General features: G+C 73.8%; 12 protein-coding genes and 1 tRNA gene. 3 read left to right on the forward strand and 10 right to left on the reverse strand.

Going from position 1 to position 16,000, the window contains the following annotated elements; all coding sequences use genetic code 11:
- The first annotated feature begins 35 nt into the window (after nt 1-35).
- Nucleotides 36-440: a globin gene (locus ACH4K4_RS09465; protein WP_360122701.1), complete on the forward strand. Its 405-nt coding sequence runs from the start codon at nt 36-38 to the stop codon at nt 438-440.
- Between the two features lie 48 nt (nt 441-488).
- On the opposite strand, the gene ACH4K4_RS09470 is transcribed toward ACH4K4_RS09465, so the two are convergent.
- From ACH4K4_RS09470 to ACH4K4_RS09500, 7 genes are all read right to left on the reverse strand, one after another.
- Nucleotides 489-1,265, reverse strand: a complete 777-nt coding sequence (locus tag ACH4K4_RS09470) for a hypothetical protein (RefSeq protein ID WP_398165989.1) — start codon at nt 1,263-1,265, stop codon at nt 489-491.
- On the reverse strand, nt 1,262-1,666 hold the full coding sequence (locus ACH4K4_RS09475; RefSeq protein WP_398166312.1) for an acyl-CoA thioesterase: 405 nt from the start codon (nt 1,664-1,666) through the stop codon (nt 1,262-1,264). Before ACH4K4_RS09475 ends, ACH4K4_RS09470 begins: the two co-directional genes overlap by 4 nt.
- Before the next feature lie 42 nt (nt 1,667-1,708).
- Nucleotides 1,709-3,373, reverse strand: a complete 1,665-nt coding sequence (gene ettA, locus ACH4K4_RS09480; RefSeq protein WP_398165991.1) for an energy-dependent translational throttle protein EttA — start codon at nt 3,371-3,373, stop codon at nt 1,709-1,711.
- Nucleotides 3,374-3,651: 278 nt separating this feature from the next.
- Nucleotides 3,652-5,067: an LAETG motif-containing sortase-dependent surface protein gene (locus tag ACH4K4_RS09485; RefSeq protein ID WP_398165993.1), complete on the reverse strand. Its 1,416-nt coding sequence runs from the start codon at nt 5,065-5,067 to the stop codon at nt 3,652-3,654.
- A 323-nt stretch (nt 5,068-5,390) separates the two neighbouring features.
- Nucleotides 5,391-5,921, reverse strand: coding sequence for a single-stranded DNA-binding protein (locus tag ACH4K4_RS09490; RefSeq protein ID WP_398165995.1), 531 nt, complete (start codon nt 5,919-5,921; stop codon nt 5,391-5,393).
- Nucleotides 5,922-6,099: 178 nt separating this feature from the next.
- Complete coding sequence (locus ACH4K4_RS09495; RefSeq protein WP_398165996.1) at nt 6,100-8,334, reverse strand: GTPase; 2,235 nt, start codon at nt 8,332-8,334, stop codon at nt 6,100-6,102.
- Complete coding sequence (locus ACH4K4_RS09500) at nt 8,331-10,043, reverse strand: dynamin family protein (protein WP_398166314.1); 1,713 nt, start codon at nt 10,041-10,043, stop codon at nt 8,331-8,333. Before ACH4K4_RS09500 ends, ACH4K4_RS09495 begins: the two co-directional genes overlap by 4 nt.
- Nucleotides 10,044-10,355: 312 nt before the next feature.
- Here ACH4K4_RS09500 and ACH4K4_RS09505 point away from each other — a divergent pair.
- Nucleotides 10,356-10,428 (forward strand) — tRNA-Arg (locus ACH4K4_RS09505).
- Between the two features lie 44 nt (nt 10,429-10,472).
- Here ACH4K4_RS09505 and ACH4K4_RS09510 read toward each other — a convergent pair.
- Entirely contained in the window at nt 10,473-11,087 is a 615-nt protein-coding gene (locus tag ACH4K4_RS09510; RefSeq protein ID WP_398165998.1) for a DUF1707 domain-containing protein, read from the reverse strand.
- A 307-nt stretch (nt 11,088-11,394) separates the two neighbouring features.
- Here ACH4K4_RS09510 and ACH4K4_RS09515 point away from each other — a divergent pair, with 307 nt between their 5' ends.
- A complete protein-coding gene (locus ACH4K4_RS09515) occupies nt 11,395-12,627 on the forward strand; it encodes an acyltransferase family protein (protein WP_398166316.1) in 1,233 nt (410 codons plus the stop codon).
- A gap of 129 nt (nt 12,628-12,756) precedes the next feature.
- Here the strand turns inward: ACH4K4_RS09515 and ACH4K4_RS09520 are convergent, their stop codons facing one another.
- Together ACH4K4_RS09520 and ACH4K4_RS09525 are read right to left on the reverse strand one after the other, a co-directional pair.
- Nucleotides 12,757-12,966 carry an MbtH family protein gene (locus tag ACH4K4_RS09520; protein ID WP_398165999.1) on the reverse strand — a complete coding sequence of 70 codons (210 nt, stop codon included), beginning with the start codon at nt 12,964-12,966 and terminating at the stop codon, nt 12,757-12,759.
- 140 nt (nt 12,967-13,106) lie between these two features.
- Entirely contained in the window at nt 13,107-15,998 is a 2,892-nt protein-coding gene (locus tag ACH4K4_RS09525) for an FtsX-like permease family protein (RefSeq protein WP_398166000.1), read from the reverse strand.
- Between the last annotated feature and the right edge of the window lie 2 nt (nt 15,999-16,000).

Raw genomic sequence — 16,000 nt, forward strand, 5'->3', positions numbered from 1 at the left:
TCCGGCACCATCGAGTCGTCTGACACCATGGACGGGTGAACAAGATTCCGCGCGGCACGCTTCAGGAACAGACTTTTTACGAGCAGGTCGGCGGCGAGCCGACCTTCCGCCGCCTGGTGCACCGTTTCTACCAGGGCGTGGCCGAGGACCCGCTGCTGCGGCCGATGTACCCGGAGGAGGACCTCGGGCCGGCCGAGGAGCGGCTCGTGCTCTTCCTCATGCAGTACTGGGGCGGGCCCCGCACGTACAGCGAAGGCCGGGGCCACCCGCGGCTGCGCATGCGGCACGCGCCCTTCACGGTGGACCGCGCCGCCCACGACGCCTGGCTCCGGCACATGCGGGACGCGGTGGACTCCCTGGAGCTGTCCCCCGAACACGAGACGCAGCTGTGGAACTACATGACGTACGCCGCGGCGTCGATGATCAACACGGCTGACTGAGGGCCGAAAGCCCATGGGCGGCCCTTGGGCCGTCAGGGGGAAGAGGCCTCAGGCGGGCGTCACCGGCAGCGCCGACGGCCCGCCCGTACGGACCGCGACCGAGCCGTACGGTGTCCGCAGCCGCAGCCAGCCGCCCGCGGCCAGCAGGGTCAGCGTCGGCTGAGCCGCCAGCGCGGTCCCCGAAGGAGGCTGCCCCGGGCCCGCCGGCGTACCGTGGCCGGCCGGCGCCCCGGCGCGGGCGGGCCGCAGGAAGCCCAGGGACTGCGCGGCGTGCGCGGCCCTGAGCGGCAGGTGGGTGTCGCCCAGCGTGCGGGACCAGATCTCGCGGCCGATGCGGTCGCGCTCGGCGCGTGTGCGGCGCTCCGCCGTCAGGGCCTCGTCGCGGGCCCGGAACTCGGCGACGGCCAGGGCGACGGTCCTGCCGAGCGCCTGGGGCGACGGCAGCCCCGGGACCTGCTGCCAGCCGCCGCGCGGCGGCAGCACACCGGCCCACGGCGGCCCGGTCACGGCGGCGGGCAGCGCCAGGCTGTCCGCCGACTCGTCGATGCCTTCGAGGAGGTCACCGGCCGAGACGGTCAGGTCCAGGCCGGTATCGGAGGCGCCCCCGGCGGAGGAAGCGGTCTGGGCCGGGCCCGGCACGGTCGGTGCCAGCCGGGCCGTACGGACCGCCAGCACCTCGAACGACGGCGGGCGCCCGAACACCGCGAGCACGCCGCTGCCGGCCTGCAACCGCACCGCCGCGGCACGGTCGTAGTGGATCAGCCGGGCCAGGAAGGCGGCGAGGTCCGCCGCCTCCCCGGCATCGGCCAGGCGCAACGCCGTCATGCGGCGACGGCCCCCTCCGGCCGCTTGGCGCCGTCCGCATCGTCCAGGTACTCCGTGAGGAAGGACTTCTCCTCCTCGGTGATGCGGCGGGGCCGCTGCGCGTCGAGGTCGTAGGGGACGACGACGGTCGAGGCGCGGACGTACACCGTCTCCTCGTCCTTGATCTCGTAGGCGATCGTCATCGACGCGGCGCCTATCTTCGTCACCCACGACTCGACGGTCACCGGCGCGTGCCGGTGCACCAGCGGCCGTACGTAGTCGATCTCGTGGCGGGCCACGACGGACCCGCCGGAGAAGGCCGTGCTGCCCTCGCCCGGCGCCAGCCGCCACATGAAGTCGATCCGCGCCTCTTCCAGGTAGCGGACGAACACGGCGTTGTTGACATGGCCGAAGGCGTCCATGTCGGACCAGCGCAGCGGGCAGGAGTAGGAATGTCGCACGGCTCAGCCCCGGGTGAGCTTCTTGTACGTGGCGCGGTGCGGACGGGCCGCGTCCGGGCCGAGGCGCTCGACCTTGTTCTTCTCGTACGACTCGAAGTTGCCCTCGAACCAGAACCACTTGGAGTCGCCCTCGTACGCCAGGATGTGCGTGGCGACGCGGTCCAGGAACCAGCGGTCGTGGGAGACGACCACGGCGCAGCCGGGGAACTCCAGCAGCGCGTTCTCCAGCGAGGACAGGGTCTCGACGTCGAGGTCGTTGGTCGGCTCGTCGAGGAGCAGCAGGTTGCCGCCCTGCTTGAGGGTCAGCGCCAGGTTCAGGCGGTTGCGCTCACCACCGGACAGCACGCCGGCCGGCTTCTGCTGGTCCGGGCCCTTGAAGCCGAACGCCGACACGTAGGCGCGGGACGGCATCTCGACGTGGCCGACGTTGATGTAGTCCAGCTCGTCGGAGACGACGGCCCACAGGGTCTTCTTGGGGTCGATGTTCGAGCGGTTCTGGTCGACGTAGGAGATCTTGACCGTCTCGCCGACCTTGATCTGGCCGGAGTCCGGCTCTTCCAGGCCCTGGATCATCTTGAACAGCGTGGTCTTGCCGGCGCCGTTGGGGCCGATGACACCGACGATGCCGTTGCGCGGGAGGGTGAAGGAGAGGTCGTCGATGAGGACCTTCTCGCCGAACGCCTTGTTCAGGTGCTCGACCTCGACCACGACGTTGCCCAGGCGCGGGCCCGGCGGGATCTGGATCTCCTCGAAGTCCAGCTTCCGGGTCTTCTCGGCCTCGGCCGCCATCTCCTCGTAGCGGGTCAGGCGGGACTTGGACTTGGCCTGGCGGCCCTTGGCGTTGGAGCGGACCCACTCCAGCTCTTCCTTCAGACGCTTCGCGCGCTTGGCGTCCTTCTGGCCCTCGACCTTCAGGCGGGCGGCCTTCTTGTCCAGGTACGTGGAGTAGTTGCCCTCGTAGGCGATCGCGCGGCCGCGGTCGAGCTCCAGGATCCACTCGGCCACGTTGTCGAGGAAGTACCGGTCGTGGGTGACGGCGACGACGGTGCCGGCGTACTTGGCGAGGTGCTGCTCCAGCCACTGCACGGACTCGGCGTCCAGGTGGTTGGTGGGCTCGTCGAGGAGCAGCAGGTCGGGGGCCTCCAGCAGGAGCTTGCACAGCGCGACGCGGCGGCGCTCACCACCGGAGAGGTTGGTGACGGCCCAGTCGCCGGGCGGGCAGCCCAGCGCGTCCATGGCCTGCTCCAGCTGGGTGTCCAGGTCCCACGCGTTGGCGTGGTCCAGGTCCTCCTGGAGCTTGCCCATCTCCTCCATCAGCGCGTCGGAGTAGTCGGTCGCCATCAGCTCGGCGACCTCGTTGAAGCGCCTGAGCTTGTCCATGATCTCGCGGGCGCCGTCCTGGACGTTCTCCAGGACCGTCTTGGTCTCGTCCAGCGGCGGCTCCTGGAGGAGCATCCCGACGGAGAAGCCCGGGGTCAGGAACGCGTCGCCGTTCGACGGCTGCTCAAGACCGGCCATGATCTTCAGCACCGTCGACTTGCCGGCGCCGTTGGGACCCACGACACCGATCTTCGCGCCAGGCAGGAAGCTCAGCGTCACGTCGTCAAGGATGACCTTGTCGCCGTGCGCCTTGCGCGTCTTGCGCATCGTGTAGATGTACTCAGCCAAGAGAAACCGTCCGGCAGTCTGGATCTGTCATGGTCAATGCGGCTCCGCCGCGTGGGCCGATGAGCGGCTCCGCCGCGCGAGGGCAGATACACCCCATCTTGCCGTACGGCCAGCCCGCGATGGAAACGAGTACCTCACAGCCCGGTGAACGGGCCCCGCGCCGGGAACGACGCGCGCCCTCCGTGACCGGCGAGCGGAGTGCCCGGTCACGGAGGGCGGCGAGGGTCGTGCGTTCGGTCACCGGACGGGCGGGGCCGCCCGCCCGGTCACCTCGGTTACTACTGGCTGACGCCCGCCTTCTTCTTGCGGAGGAAGAAGACCGCGCCGCCACCGACCACGACCAGCGCGACCGCGACGCCCGCGATCACCGGGGTGGCGCTGCTGGAGCCGGTCTCGGCGAGGTCGCCGCCGTTGCCGCCGGTGCTGCCCGAGCTGGTGCCGCCGGCCGAGGCCGGGCTGGGCTGCGGGGCGGGCTTGCCGGTGCCGGTGCCGGCGGTCTTGCAGTCGAGGACCCCGGTGAAGGTCTTCTTGAAGCCGCCCTCACCGTTGATCGTGATCTCGTACGCCTGGTCCTCGGCGACCGGGACCGTGATCGTCTCGGACTTGCCCGGCGCGATCACGTGCCCCTTGCCGGAGAGCTGGAAGCGGAACGGCGCGTCGCCCTTGTTGGTCGCCGTGACGTCCACGCCGCCCTTGGAGCAGTTCTTCTCCGCGGTGACGGCCGGGGCCGCGCCCTGCTTCTTCCAGGAGGCGGTGGCGGTCGCGGTCGCGGTGGACTCGCTGGAGCCGGCCAGGATCATGGTCTGGCTCTTGATGCTGCCGACGCTGCCGGTGAAGGCCCGGCCGACCGAGATCTTCGTGGCGGCCTGGGCGGTCAGCGAGGCGGAGCCGTCCTTGGTGCCCGCGGGCACGTCGAAGAAGAGCTTGGTGCCGTTGGCCGCCTTGGTGACGGGCTTGCCGTCGGCGCCGACCACCTTGACGCCGGCGGGGGTACCGGCGGCCGGGGAGACGGTCACGCTGTTGGCGTTGGTGCGGACGGTGACCGGGCCGAGCTTGCTGCCGGACTTGCCGGAGACGGCCGGCGGGTCCAGCTTCAGCGACGCCTCGGGCTCGGTGAGGCTCCCGCCCTGCCGATTGGCTTCCTTCTCCAGGTAGTCGGCGAGCTTCTCGGCCGCGGGGTCGAGGGCCTCGACGTCAGCCTTGTCGGAGAAGCGCCAGATGGCGACCTGCGTACCGGCGGCAGCGGTCTTCTCGCTCAGGCTCCCGGCGCCGGCCTTCTGGGCGAGCGTGGGCAGGTCGTTCACCTGGGGGAACGAGTTCTGCAGAATCCAGCGAATCTTGCCGGCGTCCTGGTTGTTGTGCAGCGACGACGCGCTCCAGGGCACTTCCTGGTACTTCGCCTGCTGCTGCGTCGGCGTCTTGATGTCGATGCAGTACGTCTGGAGGGCGCCGCCGCCCTCGACGGTCATCTCGAAGAGCCCGGCGCCGATCCGCTGGTCGCGGCCGTTGTCGTGCAGCACCGCCTGGTCGTAGGTCTTCAGACCGCCGAGTGTGGCGCTGGCGCCCCCGTGGACGGGCGCCGCGTCGTCCGCCGCCGCCGGACCGGCGGTGGCTATCGCGCCTGCGGCGACCAGTCCGGACGCCAGGACCGCGGCGGCAAGGCGGGCAGCACCCCGCCCCTTCACTGAAATCATGAATTTCCCCTCTGGGCGAGGCGGGATCGATAGGGGAGATGCCTCGCCGGAATGAACCCAAAGAACTCAACAGCCGAATACATCAGCCCCCGTGAGTACTCGTGAGTACCCGACGGATCCTAGAGAGCGGGCGCAACAGGGTCCCCCGTAATACCGTCCCATAAGCGATCCGAATCGCAATCGTTACCGTCTACACCCCACCTGACCTGGCATTATCGACAAATCTCCGGGACTTTCCGGGCACTGCCGCCTTCTCCGGCGTATCGCCCGGGAAGGCTTGGTCCGGGACCGCGAGCGGGCGGTTGGCACGTGGTTATGGAGCGTCAGGGGACGACCCGCGCAGGGGAGTCGGACGCGGTCTCCGCCGGGGCCGCGGAGTGCGGTGCCGACCAGTCGGGTTCGTCCGGCGTGCCGTCCGGCGGAGCCGGTTCCCGCGGTCCCGGCGGGGCCGCCGGGCCGGCCGGTGGCACCAGGTCCGTACGGGCCCGGACGACCCGTCGGAAGGCGGAGGTGCCGCGGGACATGTCGTGGCCGACCGCCAAGGCGTCCACCTCGACCGACACCCGCCGCCGGCCCTTCTCCTCGGGATGCTCCCGGTCCCACACCTTCATCCGGCCGTGCACGATCAGCGGTTCGCCGCACGACACCGAAGCGGCGACGTGGTCCGCGAGCGCCCGCCAGGCGCGGACGGTGTAGAAGCTCGCTTCCCCGTCGACCCAGCAGTCGCGCTCCCTGTCCCAGCGCCGCGAGGACGTCGCCAGGCGGAACCGCACCGCCGACGCGCCCGCCGCCGTCTGCCGGTGCTCCACCGCCGTCGCGGCGTTGCCCACCAGCGTCACCATCGTCTCGTACATCGTCGTCGCCTCCCCCGTCGCGGGCCCCCGGCGGGCCCTTCGGTCCCGTCACGGACCGTTGCCTGTCGCTCCCATGCTGCACGGATCCGCCGGAGCGCGCCGGGGCCTGTGCATTACCACCGAGTTGTGGACAACTCCGTCACCCGCAAGGGGGTGCCACCCGTGCCACCCACCCCTCTCACAGCCCCGCCGCAACCGTGTACTGCTCCCGCACCTCCCGGTAACGGAGCAGTTCGGCGGCCACCGGTTCCAGCACCGCGGCCCGCCCGCAGCCCGCCGCCGCCGTACGCAGCCGGCGCTCCGCCTCCTGCCCGTACCGGCGCGCCGGACCGCGCCCCGCCACGCCGCACACCCACGCCAGAGCCGGGCCGCCCACCGTCCCGACGGCTGCCACCAGCAGCGCGGCCAGCCACTCCCCCGGCTCGGCCGCGCCCGTCACCACGGCCAACAGCCACAGCACGCCGACGACCTGCGAGGCGGTCAGCAGCCCCTGCGCCACCGCGGCCGCCCGCCACCACCGCGGCCGTACCTGCGGACCGGCCCGCAAGGCCCCCTCGGAGACCGCCGCCGCCCGGTCCAACGCCTCCGGCAAATCCTCCGCGCCCCGCACCGCCGCCTCGCGCACCGCCTGGGCCCAGGGCGCCGGCAGCCCTTCCGAGGCCTCGGCCGCCACCGCCCGTACGGCCTGTTCCACCAGCGGCCGTGCCGCCGCCCGCGCGTCCACCGGCACCCAGCCGCTCACCGTGTGGTAACCGGCCTCCGAGCCGGCGCCCGCCTCGCCGCCGGCGTCCGCCTCCGTACACGCGTCGCGGTGCCACAGCCGCGACCTTCCCGTGCGCCCCGGGCTGGTACGCCCGCTCCCCGGACGCCTCGCCCGGCCGCGCCCCGCCCGCCGGCCGCGCAGCCGCAGCCACGGCGTGCCGCAGGACCGGTCCGCGTGCCGCAGCCAGTCGCGTTCCGCCGCGCTGCCCATGGCACCGGCGCCGACCGCCTCGGCGAGCCACTCCTCGAACTCCTCGCGGGCCGGTCCCGTCAGCCCGTACCGCCCGTCCGCCACGTACGCGGGCCACAGCCGTTCCGCCGCCGCGTCCACGTCCGCGGTCAGCCGCCGGTCCGCCGCGCCGCGCTCCGCGACGAACTGCCGGAGCGCCTCCTCCAGTTCACCGACCCCCTCGCCCGTGGCCGCCGACAGCGCCAGTACGGTCGCCCCCGGCTCCCCGTGCTCGCCCAGGGCCAGCCCGTCCTCGTCCAGCAGGCGGCGCAGGTCGTCGACGACCTGTACGGCGGCGTCCCCCGGCAGCCGGTCCACCTGGTTGAGCACGACGAACGTGACCTCGGCATGGCCCGCCAGCGGCCGCAGATACCTTTCGTGCAGCACCGCGTCCGCGTACTTCTCCGGGTCGACCACCCAGATCACCGCGTCCACCAGTGCCAGCATCCGGTCGACCTGCTCACGGTGCCCGGCGGCGGCCGAGTCGTGGTCGGGCAGGTCCAGGAGGACGAGTCCGGGCAGGGCGGCCGAGCCCGCCGCCGGCACGTGGCGGCGCCGCGACGCCACTCCCAGCCGGTCCAGCAGCTCGTCGGCGCCCGGCTGCCCGCAGGCCCACACGCAGGCCACCGGCTCGGCGGTCGTCGGCCGGCGCGCCGCCACGTCCGAACGCTCCGCCCCCACGAGCGCGTTGAACAGCGACGACTTGCCGCTGCCGGTGGCTCCCGCGACGGCGACGACGGTGTGCTCGCCGGACAGGCGGTACCGCTCGTCCGCCGCGTCCAGCACCCGCCCCGCCTCGGCCAGCGTGGTCCCGTCCAGCCGCGTCCTGGACAGCCCGATCAGCTCCCGCAGGGCGTCCAGCCGGGGGCGCAGCCCCTCCCCCGCGGACCGCCGCGCCTTGGGAGGCGCGCACTCGCTCTCCCGCGTTTCCTGGAGGCGCCCTTTTCGGCCCCGCGGCTCCTGCAAGGGCTCCCCCGGCTCCTGGAGGACGGCCAGTACGGCTTCGAGTTCGCTGTCCCCCTCGTCCTCCCACTCCTGCCACTCACGCTGCTGGTGCCACTCGTCCTGCTCCAGCCACTGATCACGCTGTTCCCACTCGTCCCACTTCTGCCACGCCTCCCGCTTCGGCGACGCGTCCTCGCGCGGCTCCGCCTCCCGCGCGCGGGCACGGCGCCGCCCGGCGGCCGACCTCGGCGCGCCGCCGTCCTTCGCACGGCGCGCGATCAGCCCGTCGTCCCAGGAGCCGAGCGCCCCGCCCGCACGTGCGTCCGGCTCCGCCGCGGCCGCCTCCGCGGCCGGCTCCGCGGCCGGCTCCGCGCCCGGTTCCGGCCCGCCTCCCGCCACCGCCTTCACGCCCTCGTCGCCCCCGCCGTCCCTGACGTCCTCGGCTTCCCCGTCCGTACGCCCTTCGGGAGCAGTCACCGCGTCACCTTCTCCTTCTGCAGTCGGGACAGCGCGGCGATCAGCGCGGCCTGGTGGTCCGGCCGCACCCCCAGCGACTCCAGCGGCGCCACGCGCCGCTCCCGTTCGCCGTCCAACGCGCGCTGAAGGTACGTGTCGAGCAGCCGGCCGCCCCGGTCGCGCAGCCGTACCGCGTTGTGCGCCCCCATCAGGTCGGCGAGGGCCTCGCCCGCCATACGGGCCCGCCGGCCGCCCAGCAGCGTGGTGGCCAGCAGCGCCGCCGCCTCCTCCGGGTCGGCCGCGGCGCGCGCCCGCTCACCGGCCCGCGCGCGGCCGCCCCGTACCGCGCGCCCCTCCCGTACGCCCTCCTCCGCCAGTTCCTCCAGGCACCGCCGCCACCGCCGTACGACCACGCCCAGGCGGGCGGCCGAGGCCGCCGTGTCCACGGCCTCCGTCAGGGCCGCGTCCGCCGCCGCGGGGTCCCGGCGCCACTGCTCGGCGGCCCGCTCGTCCGCCTGCTCCACGGCGCAGCGCAGCAAGGAGGTGAGCCCTTCGGTGAGCGCGTCCAGCAGTTCGTCGTGGCGGCCGCCGAGTTCGTGGTCCCGCCAGTGGGCCCGCGCGTCCCCGGCCAGCACCTCGCCCTGCTCGACCTCCCGCCGCACCCGCGCCGCGGCCTCCTCGTACGCCTGCTCGATCCGGTCGGCCAGCCGCAGCGTGGCGGCGTGCTGGGCAGCGGAGGCGCCGGCGAGGGCGGGCATGCGGCAGCGCAGCGAGGCGATGATCCCGGCCGTGGTGCGGGCCGCCGCCGCGTCCCGTACCGCGGAGTCCTCGGCGTGCCGCTCCAGCCAGCGCCGCAGCGCCGCCACCGCCGTGGCGGGCAGCAGCCCGCTGCCGCCGCCGGCCGACTCGGGCAGTTCGGGAATGGTGAAGCGGGGTACGTCACCGAGCCCGGCACGGCTCAGCAGCGCCGCGTACCGCGCCGAGATGTCGGTGGCGATCTGGTGTGGCACCCGGTCGAGCACGGTCACGAGCGTGACGTCGTACTCCTTGGCCGTCCGCAGCAGGTGCCACGGCACCGCGTCCGCGTACCGGGCGGCGGTGGTGACCAGGACCCATACGTCGGCCGCGCAGATCAGCTCGGCGGCCAGCTCCCGGTTGCGCGCGACGAGGGAGTCGATGTCCGGGGCGTCCAGCAGGGCCAGTCCGCTCGGCAGCGCCGCGTCCGTCTCGATCCGCAGCGGCGCCACACCCGCCGCACCCGTCACTCTGCCCCCGGCCTCGCCGTCCCCTTCGTCCTCATACGGGTACTCGCGTTCGCACGCGTCGTCGTACCCGTCCGGGCCATCGGGGCCGTCCTGCTCGGGCACCCACACCCGCGTGAACTGCGGCAGTACGCGCCGGCCCGCGAACCAGTGGTGATCGTCCGGATGGCAGACGAGCACCGGCGTACGCGTGGTCGGCCGCAGCACCCCGGCCTCGGTGACGCGCCGGCCCACCAGTGAGTTGACGAGGGTGGACTTGCCCGCTCCGGTCGATCCGCCGACGACCGCGAGCAGCGGGGCCTGAGGAGCGCGCAGCCGGGGCATCACATAGTCGTCGAGCTGGTCCAGCAACTCGGAGCGGGTCCGCCGGGCGCGGGCGGCGCCGGGCAGTGGCAGCGGGAAGCGCGCGGCGTCGACGCGGTCGCGCAGCGCGGACAGAACGTCAAGGAGCCGAGGTTGTACGTCCAAGGTTGCCACACGTGCAGAATGCCCAATTTTGTTGGGTTTTTGAAGCGTATAGCCCCTCGTGCGCGCCGCAGAAATCTACACAGAACGGGATCAGCGACGCATGAGGCAGCCGCGATCAGAGGGGCTCAGGCATAACGAGTGCACAACACCCGACGCGTGAGGCGCCAAAACCGGTGCAGAATTCGTACCTGCCTGCGATTATCGGGACCGCTTCACCGAACCTCCACAACGTGCCACGGAGGTGAAGCAACCGGGACGAGGCACACGGAGCCCTATCCTTGTCGGCGGCCCGTGATCCACGCCCACCACCTGGCCCCCGTAGCTCAGTGGATAGAGCAGGTGCCTTCTAAGCACTTGGCCGCAGGTTCGAGTCCTGCCGGGGGCGCACTTCTTCCGCCGCTGACGGCCCTCCCCGGGGGAGGGCCTTTGTCATGACGTGCCCCGGCTCGTTCGGTCGCGCTTGAGTTGGCGGCGTTCGCGGGCGCTGGGGTGGCGGACGACCACGCCGGCCATGCCGGCGGTGCCGGTGAGGCGGATCAGCGGGGTGCCCGGGAGGCGCTCGGGGGTGGTCTTGTCCTTGACGGTGCCCATGCCGGTGGCGACGCCGTCGGTGTCCGCGGCCCAGCCCTCCGGTAGGACGACCGTGACCCCGGCCATCTCGCCGTGCACCTCCACCTCGACCTCGGGGAGGCGGCATTCGGCGCGGGTGAAGTCGAGCCGGACGCCGCCCATGCCGCCGTGCGCGGTGACGTGCGCGGGCACCTGCCAGCGTCCCGTACGCGCCACGCCGTGGAAACCGCCCCTGAGGACCAGGGGTTCGCCCGGCCCGAGCAGGGTCGCACCCGTAGGCAGGTCGGCGGTGAGCGGCGCCAAGTCGGCGAAGGTCTTGGCGGTCAGCGCCTGTTCCAGCCTGGTGTCCAGCTCGGCGAGGTCGATGCGGCCCTCGGCCGCCGCCTCCCGCAGCTGTTCCACCACGGCTTCCCGGTCGGAATGGGAGGCACGTAGTTCGCCCCAGGCGGCAGGGTCCGGCGACTTGGCGGTCATACGGACGATGATACGAACTCCGGGGCGCCGCCGGGCCGGTTGAGACCGGCCCGGCCGAGACGCGCGGCCGCTCGACCCGGCGGGCGCTGGGGGTGGCACCCCGAGCCGCAGGGGGTCAGCACCACCGCGATCGGGGCGTTGGCCTGACTGTGCCCTCCCCCTTCTCGCAGAAGCATTGAGGCAGTCGGCGATCGCCGTCATGACGGCCTCCGGCCGGCCCGTGGCACACCCGCGGCCCGGTCGTGCGCGAGGAGAGGAATGCTGCCATGTGGCGTGCTGCGGGAAGCGTGGGGACCCGATCGTGAGCCTGGACGAACGGCCGCGCGCCCTCGCCCCACGACCCGCCCTTGAGGGCAGCCGCGAACCGGTCCGGCGCGACCGTGCCATCGACGGGCTGCGGGCCCTGGCCCTGCTGGCCGTACCGACCGGCCACTGGCTCGTCGGCGGCCTCGTCCGCGACACCGGAGGCGCGCTGCACAACGCCAGCCCGCTGTCCGCGTTCGCCCCTCTGGCGCCGATCACCTGGGTGCTCCAGATGCTGGGCATCTTCTTCCTCGTCGGCGGCCACGCCTCCGTGCTGTCCTTCCGGCGCGCCGCCGAGCGGGGCGTATCCCCGGGCGACTGGCTGCGCGGCCGACTGGCCCGGCTGCTACGGCCCGCCGTCGGCGTCACCGCCGTCTGGGCCGTGCTCGCCGCCGTGCTGTACGCGGCCGGAGTGCCCGTCACGACGCTGCACATGGCCGCGACCCTGGTCGTCCAACCGCTGTGGTTCGTGGCCGTGTACGCCGTGGTGACGGCGCTGACGCCGTACTGCGTGGCGGCCGCGCGGCGGCTCGGCGGCTGGGCGGCGGCACCGCTCGCGGCGGTCGTCGCCGTCGTGGACTTCCTGCGCTACGGCCCGTTCGCCGACTCCGTCCCGTACTGGGCCACCCTGGTGAGCCTGCTCCCGGGCTGGCTGTTCGGCTACCAACTGGGCGTCTCGTGGGGCGAGAAGCGGCTCGGCCGGCGCGGCGCCCGGCTGCTCCTCGCCGGCGGCGTGGCGCTCTTCGCGCTGCTGCTCCTCGTCTTCCACTACCCGGCGAGCCTGGTCGGCGTCCCTGGGCAGGACCGTACGAACTCCCACCCGCCGTCCATGCTGGTGATCGCGCTGGCCGCGGCGCAGTCCGGCGCGGCGATCCTGCTGCGCGACAGGATCGCGGCCCTGCTGCGGCGGCCCGCGCTGTGGGCGCCGGTCACCGCCGTCAACCAGTCCGCGATGACGATCCTGTGCTGGCACCAGACCGCCATGCTGGCGATCGCCGTACCGGCCTCGTTCCTCCCCGTGCCGGTGGCCGGCCTGACCACCGCGCCGGACTTCGCCGCCTGGATGGCGACCCGGCTGCCGTGGCTGCCGCTCTTCGCCGTCACACTCGTGCTCGTGGCGCGGGTGACGCGGCGGCTGGAGCTGCCGTGGACCGGCGTGTCGCGGGGGTGCCGCATAGGAGCGGGGGTGCTGGCGGTGGGATTCGCGGCGTTCGCGCTGCGGATGGTGGTGGTCTGACGTCGGTCCGCCAAGGGCGGCGTACAGGGCGAGGCACCCGCTCCGGGAAGGAGCGGGTGCCTTTTCGTGAGGCGAGTGCCTTCTCCGTGCGGCGATTGCCTTTTACCTGGTCGGCTCGGGCCTCCCGGGTCAGTCCGCCATCGCCTCCGCGAGGCTGCGGGGCCGCATGTCGGTCCAGTGCTCCTCGACGTAGTCCAGGCACGCCTGGCGGCTGTCCGGCCCGAAAGCGCGCTGCCAGCCGGCCGGGATCTCCGCGAACGTCGGCCACAGCGAGTGCTGGTTCTCGTCGTTCGTGAGGACCTGGTACTGCGCCTCCGGGTCTTCGAAGGGGTTCGTCATGCGGGTGGCCTCTCGGTGAGGGAGTTACCGGTGGAGATTCGGATTATGCGGGAGGCGGGGGCCTCGGCGCAGCGCGGAGGGGGCCGGCGGGCCCGGCCGAAACCGGGACCCGCCGGCCCCCTCCCCTCGTCGCCGCCGTCTCACCTTCGCGCGGCGACCGCCGGATTCCGCGTCCGCAGGGCGAATTCCAGCGGCAGCAAGGTCCCCGCCGTGACCGTCACCGCCACCGCCGCCACGACCAGCCCCGCCTGGCCGAGCGGCAGGTACGGCAGTCCGCCGGTCAGGGACAGGCTCAGGGCGGTCAGCGGGATCGCCGCGACCACCGTGCCGACCACCAGGCCCGCCAGCGCCACGACGGCCGCCTCGATCCGCAGCATCCGCCGGACCTGGCGCCGCCCCGCGCCCACCAGGCGGAGCAGCAGGACCTCCCGGCGGCGGCCGATCATGACGAGGGTGAGGGTGCTGAGTACGGCGATGGCCGTGAAGCCGCCGATCACGCTCACCGCGACCACGGTGATCACCTGGCCGATGCCCTGGTCCTCGGGTCGCAGTTGCTCGCCCGCCGGGTCCGGCACGACGCGCGCGCCGACCGCGGAGCCGGCCAATACCCGCCGCACCTCTTCCCGTACCCGCTCCGGATCAACGCCTGTGCCCGTTCCGGAACCGAGGCTCAGCAGGGCGCGGGTATACAGGGGCGCGGCCATGTGGGGCGCCAGTTCGTCGGAGGCGAGCAGGAAGTCGCCGAGCGCCGCCGAGCGTTCGTAGATCGCGGCCACCCGCAGCGGTACGGCCGCGCCGTCGCCGTACCGCAGCGTGACGACGGACCCGATGCCGAGCCCCAGCGCCCGCGCCCGGTCCTGGCCCACCGCGACCGTGCCACGGCCCAGCTTCGCCGTATCGCCCTCGGTCACGCCCGGATCCAGTACGCGCGGCAGCGCCGCGGGGTCGGCCGCCAGGACCGGCAGCCGCTCCAGCCGGGTGTCGCCGAGCTGCTCGCGCAACAGCACGACCGTGCTGTGCAGCACCCCCGTCGACGCCGCCACCCCGGGCACCCGCCGGATCCCGCGCACCGTCTCCTCCGTGATGCCCGGCCCGTCGGTGGTGACCGCCAGGTCCGCGCGCACCGCGTCCACGCCCTGCCGGCCGCCGTGCCGGTCCATGGTCGCGCCCGCCGACAGCTGGACCGCGACGAAGGCCACCATCAGCACGATCGGGGTGATCGCGGCGCCCAGCCGGCGCGAGTCGGCCCGCGCCGCCGCCGCGGCCAGGTAGCCGCCCGCGCCGCCCAGGCGCCGCGCGGGCACGCCGAGCACCCGTAGGGCGCCGCGCGCGATCCAGGGGCCGAGCAGCGCGCAGCCGATCACCAGGGTGACCGTCGCGCTGCTGGCGGCCATGGCGGCCGTCTCGCCGGACTGGAGCACCGCCGTGCCGGCCGCCGACACGCCCGCGAACATCAGCACCAGGCCGGTGACGGTCCGGCCGCGGCCGGGCTGCTCCGGCTCGCGCTGCGCCTCTCCCATCGCCTGGGCGGGACGCACCCGCGCCGTACGCCGGCAGGCCAGCGCGCCGGTGAGCCACGCCATCAGTACGGTCAGGCCTGCGGTGGCCAGGGGCGTCGCGTACAGCCACCAGGGCGTGGGCAGTTCGAGGCCGGGCGGTACGGCGTCGCGGCTGCGCAGCAGGCCGAGCAGCAACCCGTACACCGGCACCGCGCCGAGCGCGCCGAGCGCGGCGGCGGCCATGGCGACCGTACGGACCTCCCGGCTGACCGCCGCGCGCAGTTGCCGTGGCGTGGCGCCGACCGCGCGCAGCAGCGCCAGCTCGCGGGTGCGCTGGTGCACCGCCTGGGCGATCGTGCCGGCGACCACCAGTACGGCGATCATCACGACCAGCGCGCAGACCGACGCCAGCAGTTGGAGCATGCCCCAGCGGCTGGGGGCGGCTGTGAGGAACTCCGGCTCGCCGCGGTCGTCGCCGGTCAGCACGCGAAGTCCGGGGTTGTCCTCCTTGTCGCGCTGGCCGGCGGTGGCGCTGCGGGCCGGCTCGGGGCGGTCCAGCGCTTCGCGCACCCCGGCGTGGATCCGCTCGACGCTCACTCCGGGCGCGGCGAGCACGCCGACGGCGTCGGTGGTTTCAGGGTGGCCTGCCAACTGCCGCTCGCGCTGGTCGGTGAAGAAGACGGCGCCCTGGTGGCCCAGGCCGGTGCGGTCGCCCTGCCTCTCGGGGGCCGCGATGCCCGAGACCCGGTACGTGGCGGGGGCGCCGAGCGATTGCAGCGTGATCTCGTCGCCCACGCCCACGCCCGCGCGATCGGCCAGGAAACCGTCCAGGACCACCTGCCCGGGGCCGCCGGGAGCGCGTCCAGCGCGCAGCGTGAACGGAGCGAGGGCGGCGGCCTGCCAGGAATGGCCGTACACCGGCGAGCCGTCGGGGCCGGAGACGGAGGCGGGAGGAACGGAGGCGGGAGGGGTGGAGGCGGTGCCAGGGACAGTAGCGGTACCGGAAGCGGTGGTGGTGCCGAGAGCAGTGGCGGTGCTGCGCGCCGCGATCGCGACCGGGAAGGCGTCGTCCGCGATCGCGGCCCGTACGCCCGGGACGGCGGCGATCCTGGCCAGCGCCGAGCGCGGCACCCGCACCCGTTCCGTCAGGTCCGCCGACAGCGTCCCGGGCTCGCTGCCCCAGGGCCGCGCCGTGTGGCGCGTGGTCTGGTCGCCGGTGACGACCGCGGCGGCGCCCGCGTAGCGCTCCACCCGGGCGTGCCCGGCCACCGCGGACAGCGTGGCGAGCACGAAGCCGCCGAGCACCAGCGAGGTGAGCACCAGCACCGCGAACACCGCGGCCCACGCCTTGCGGTGCAGCTTCAGCGAGCGGGCGGCGAGGAACCGGGCGGCACGGCGGGTACGCGCCGGGCCGTCCCGCGTATCAGAGGGTGATGTTCCGTTTTCTGTGGGGCCGCCGGGGCCCCCGAGCGATCTCGGGGCGGCAGCCTGCGCGGGCTCCGGGCCGCGCGTACTGCTGCTGTGCTGCGCCACGG

Source organism: Streptomyces sp. NPDC017529, from assembly GCF_044329785.1.
Lineage (GTDB): Bacteria > Actinomycetota > Actinomycetes > Streptomycetales > Streptomycetaceae > Streptomyces.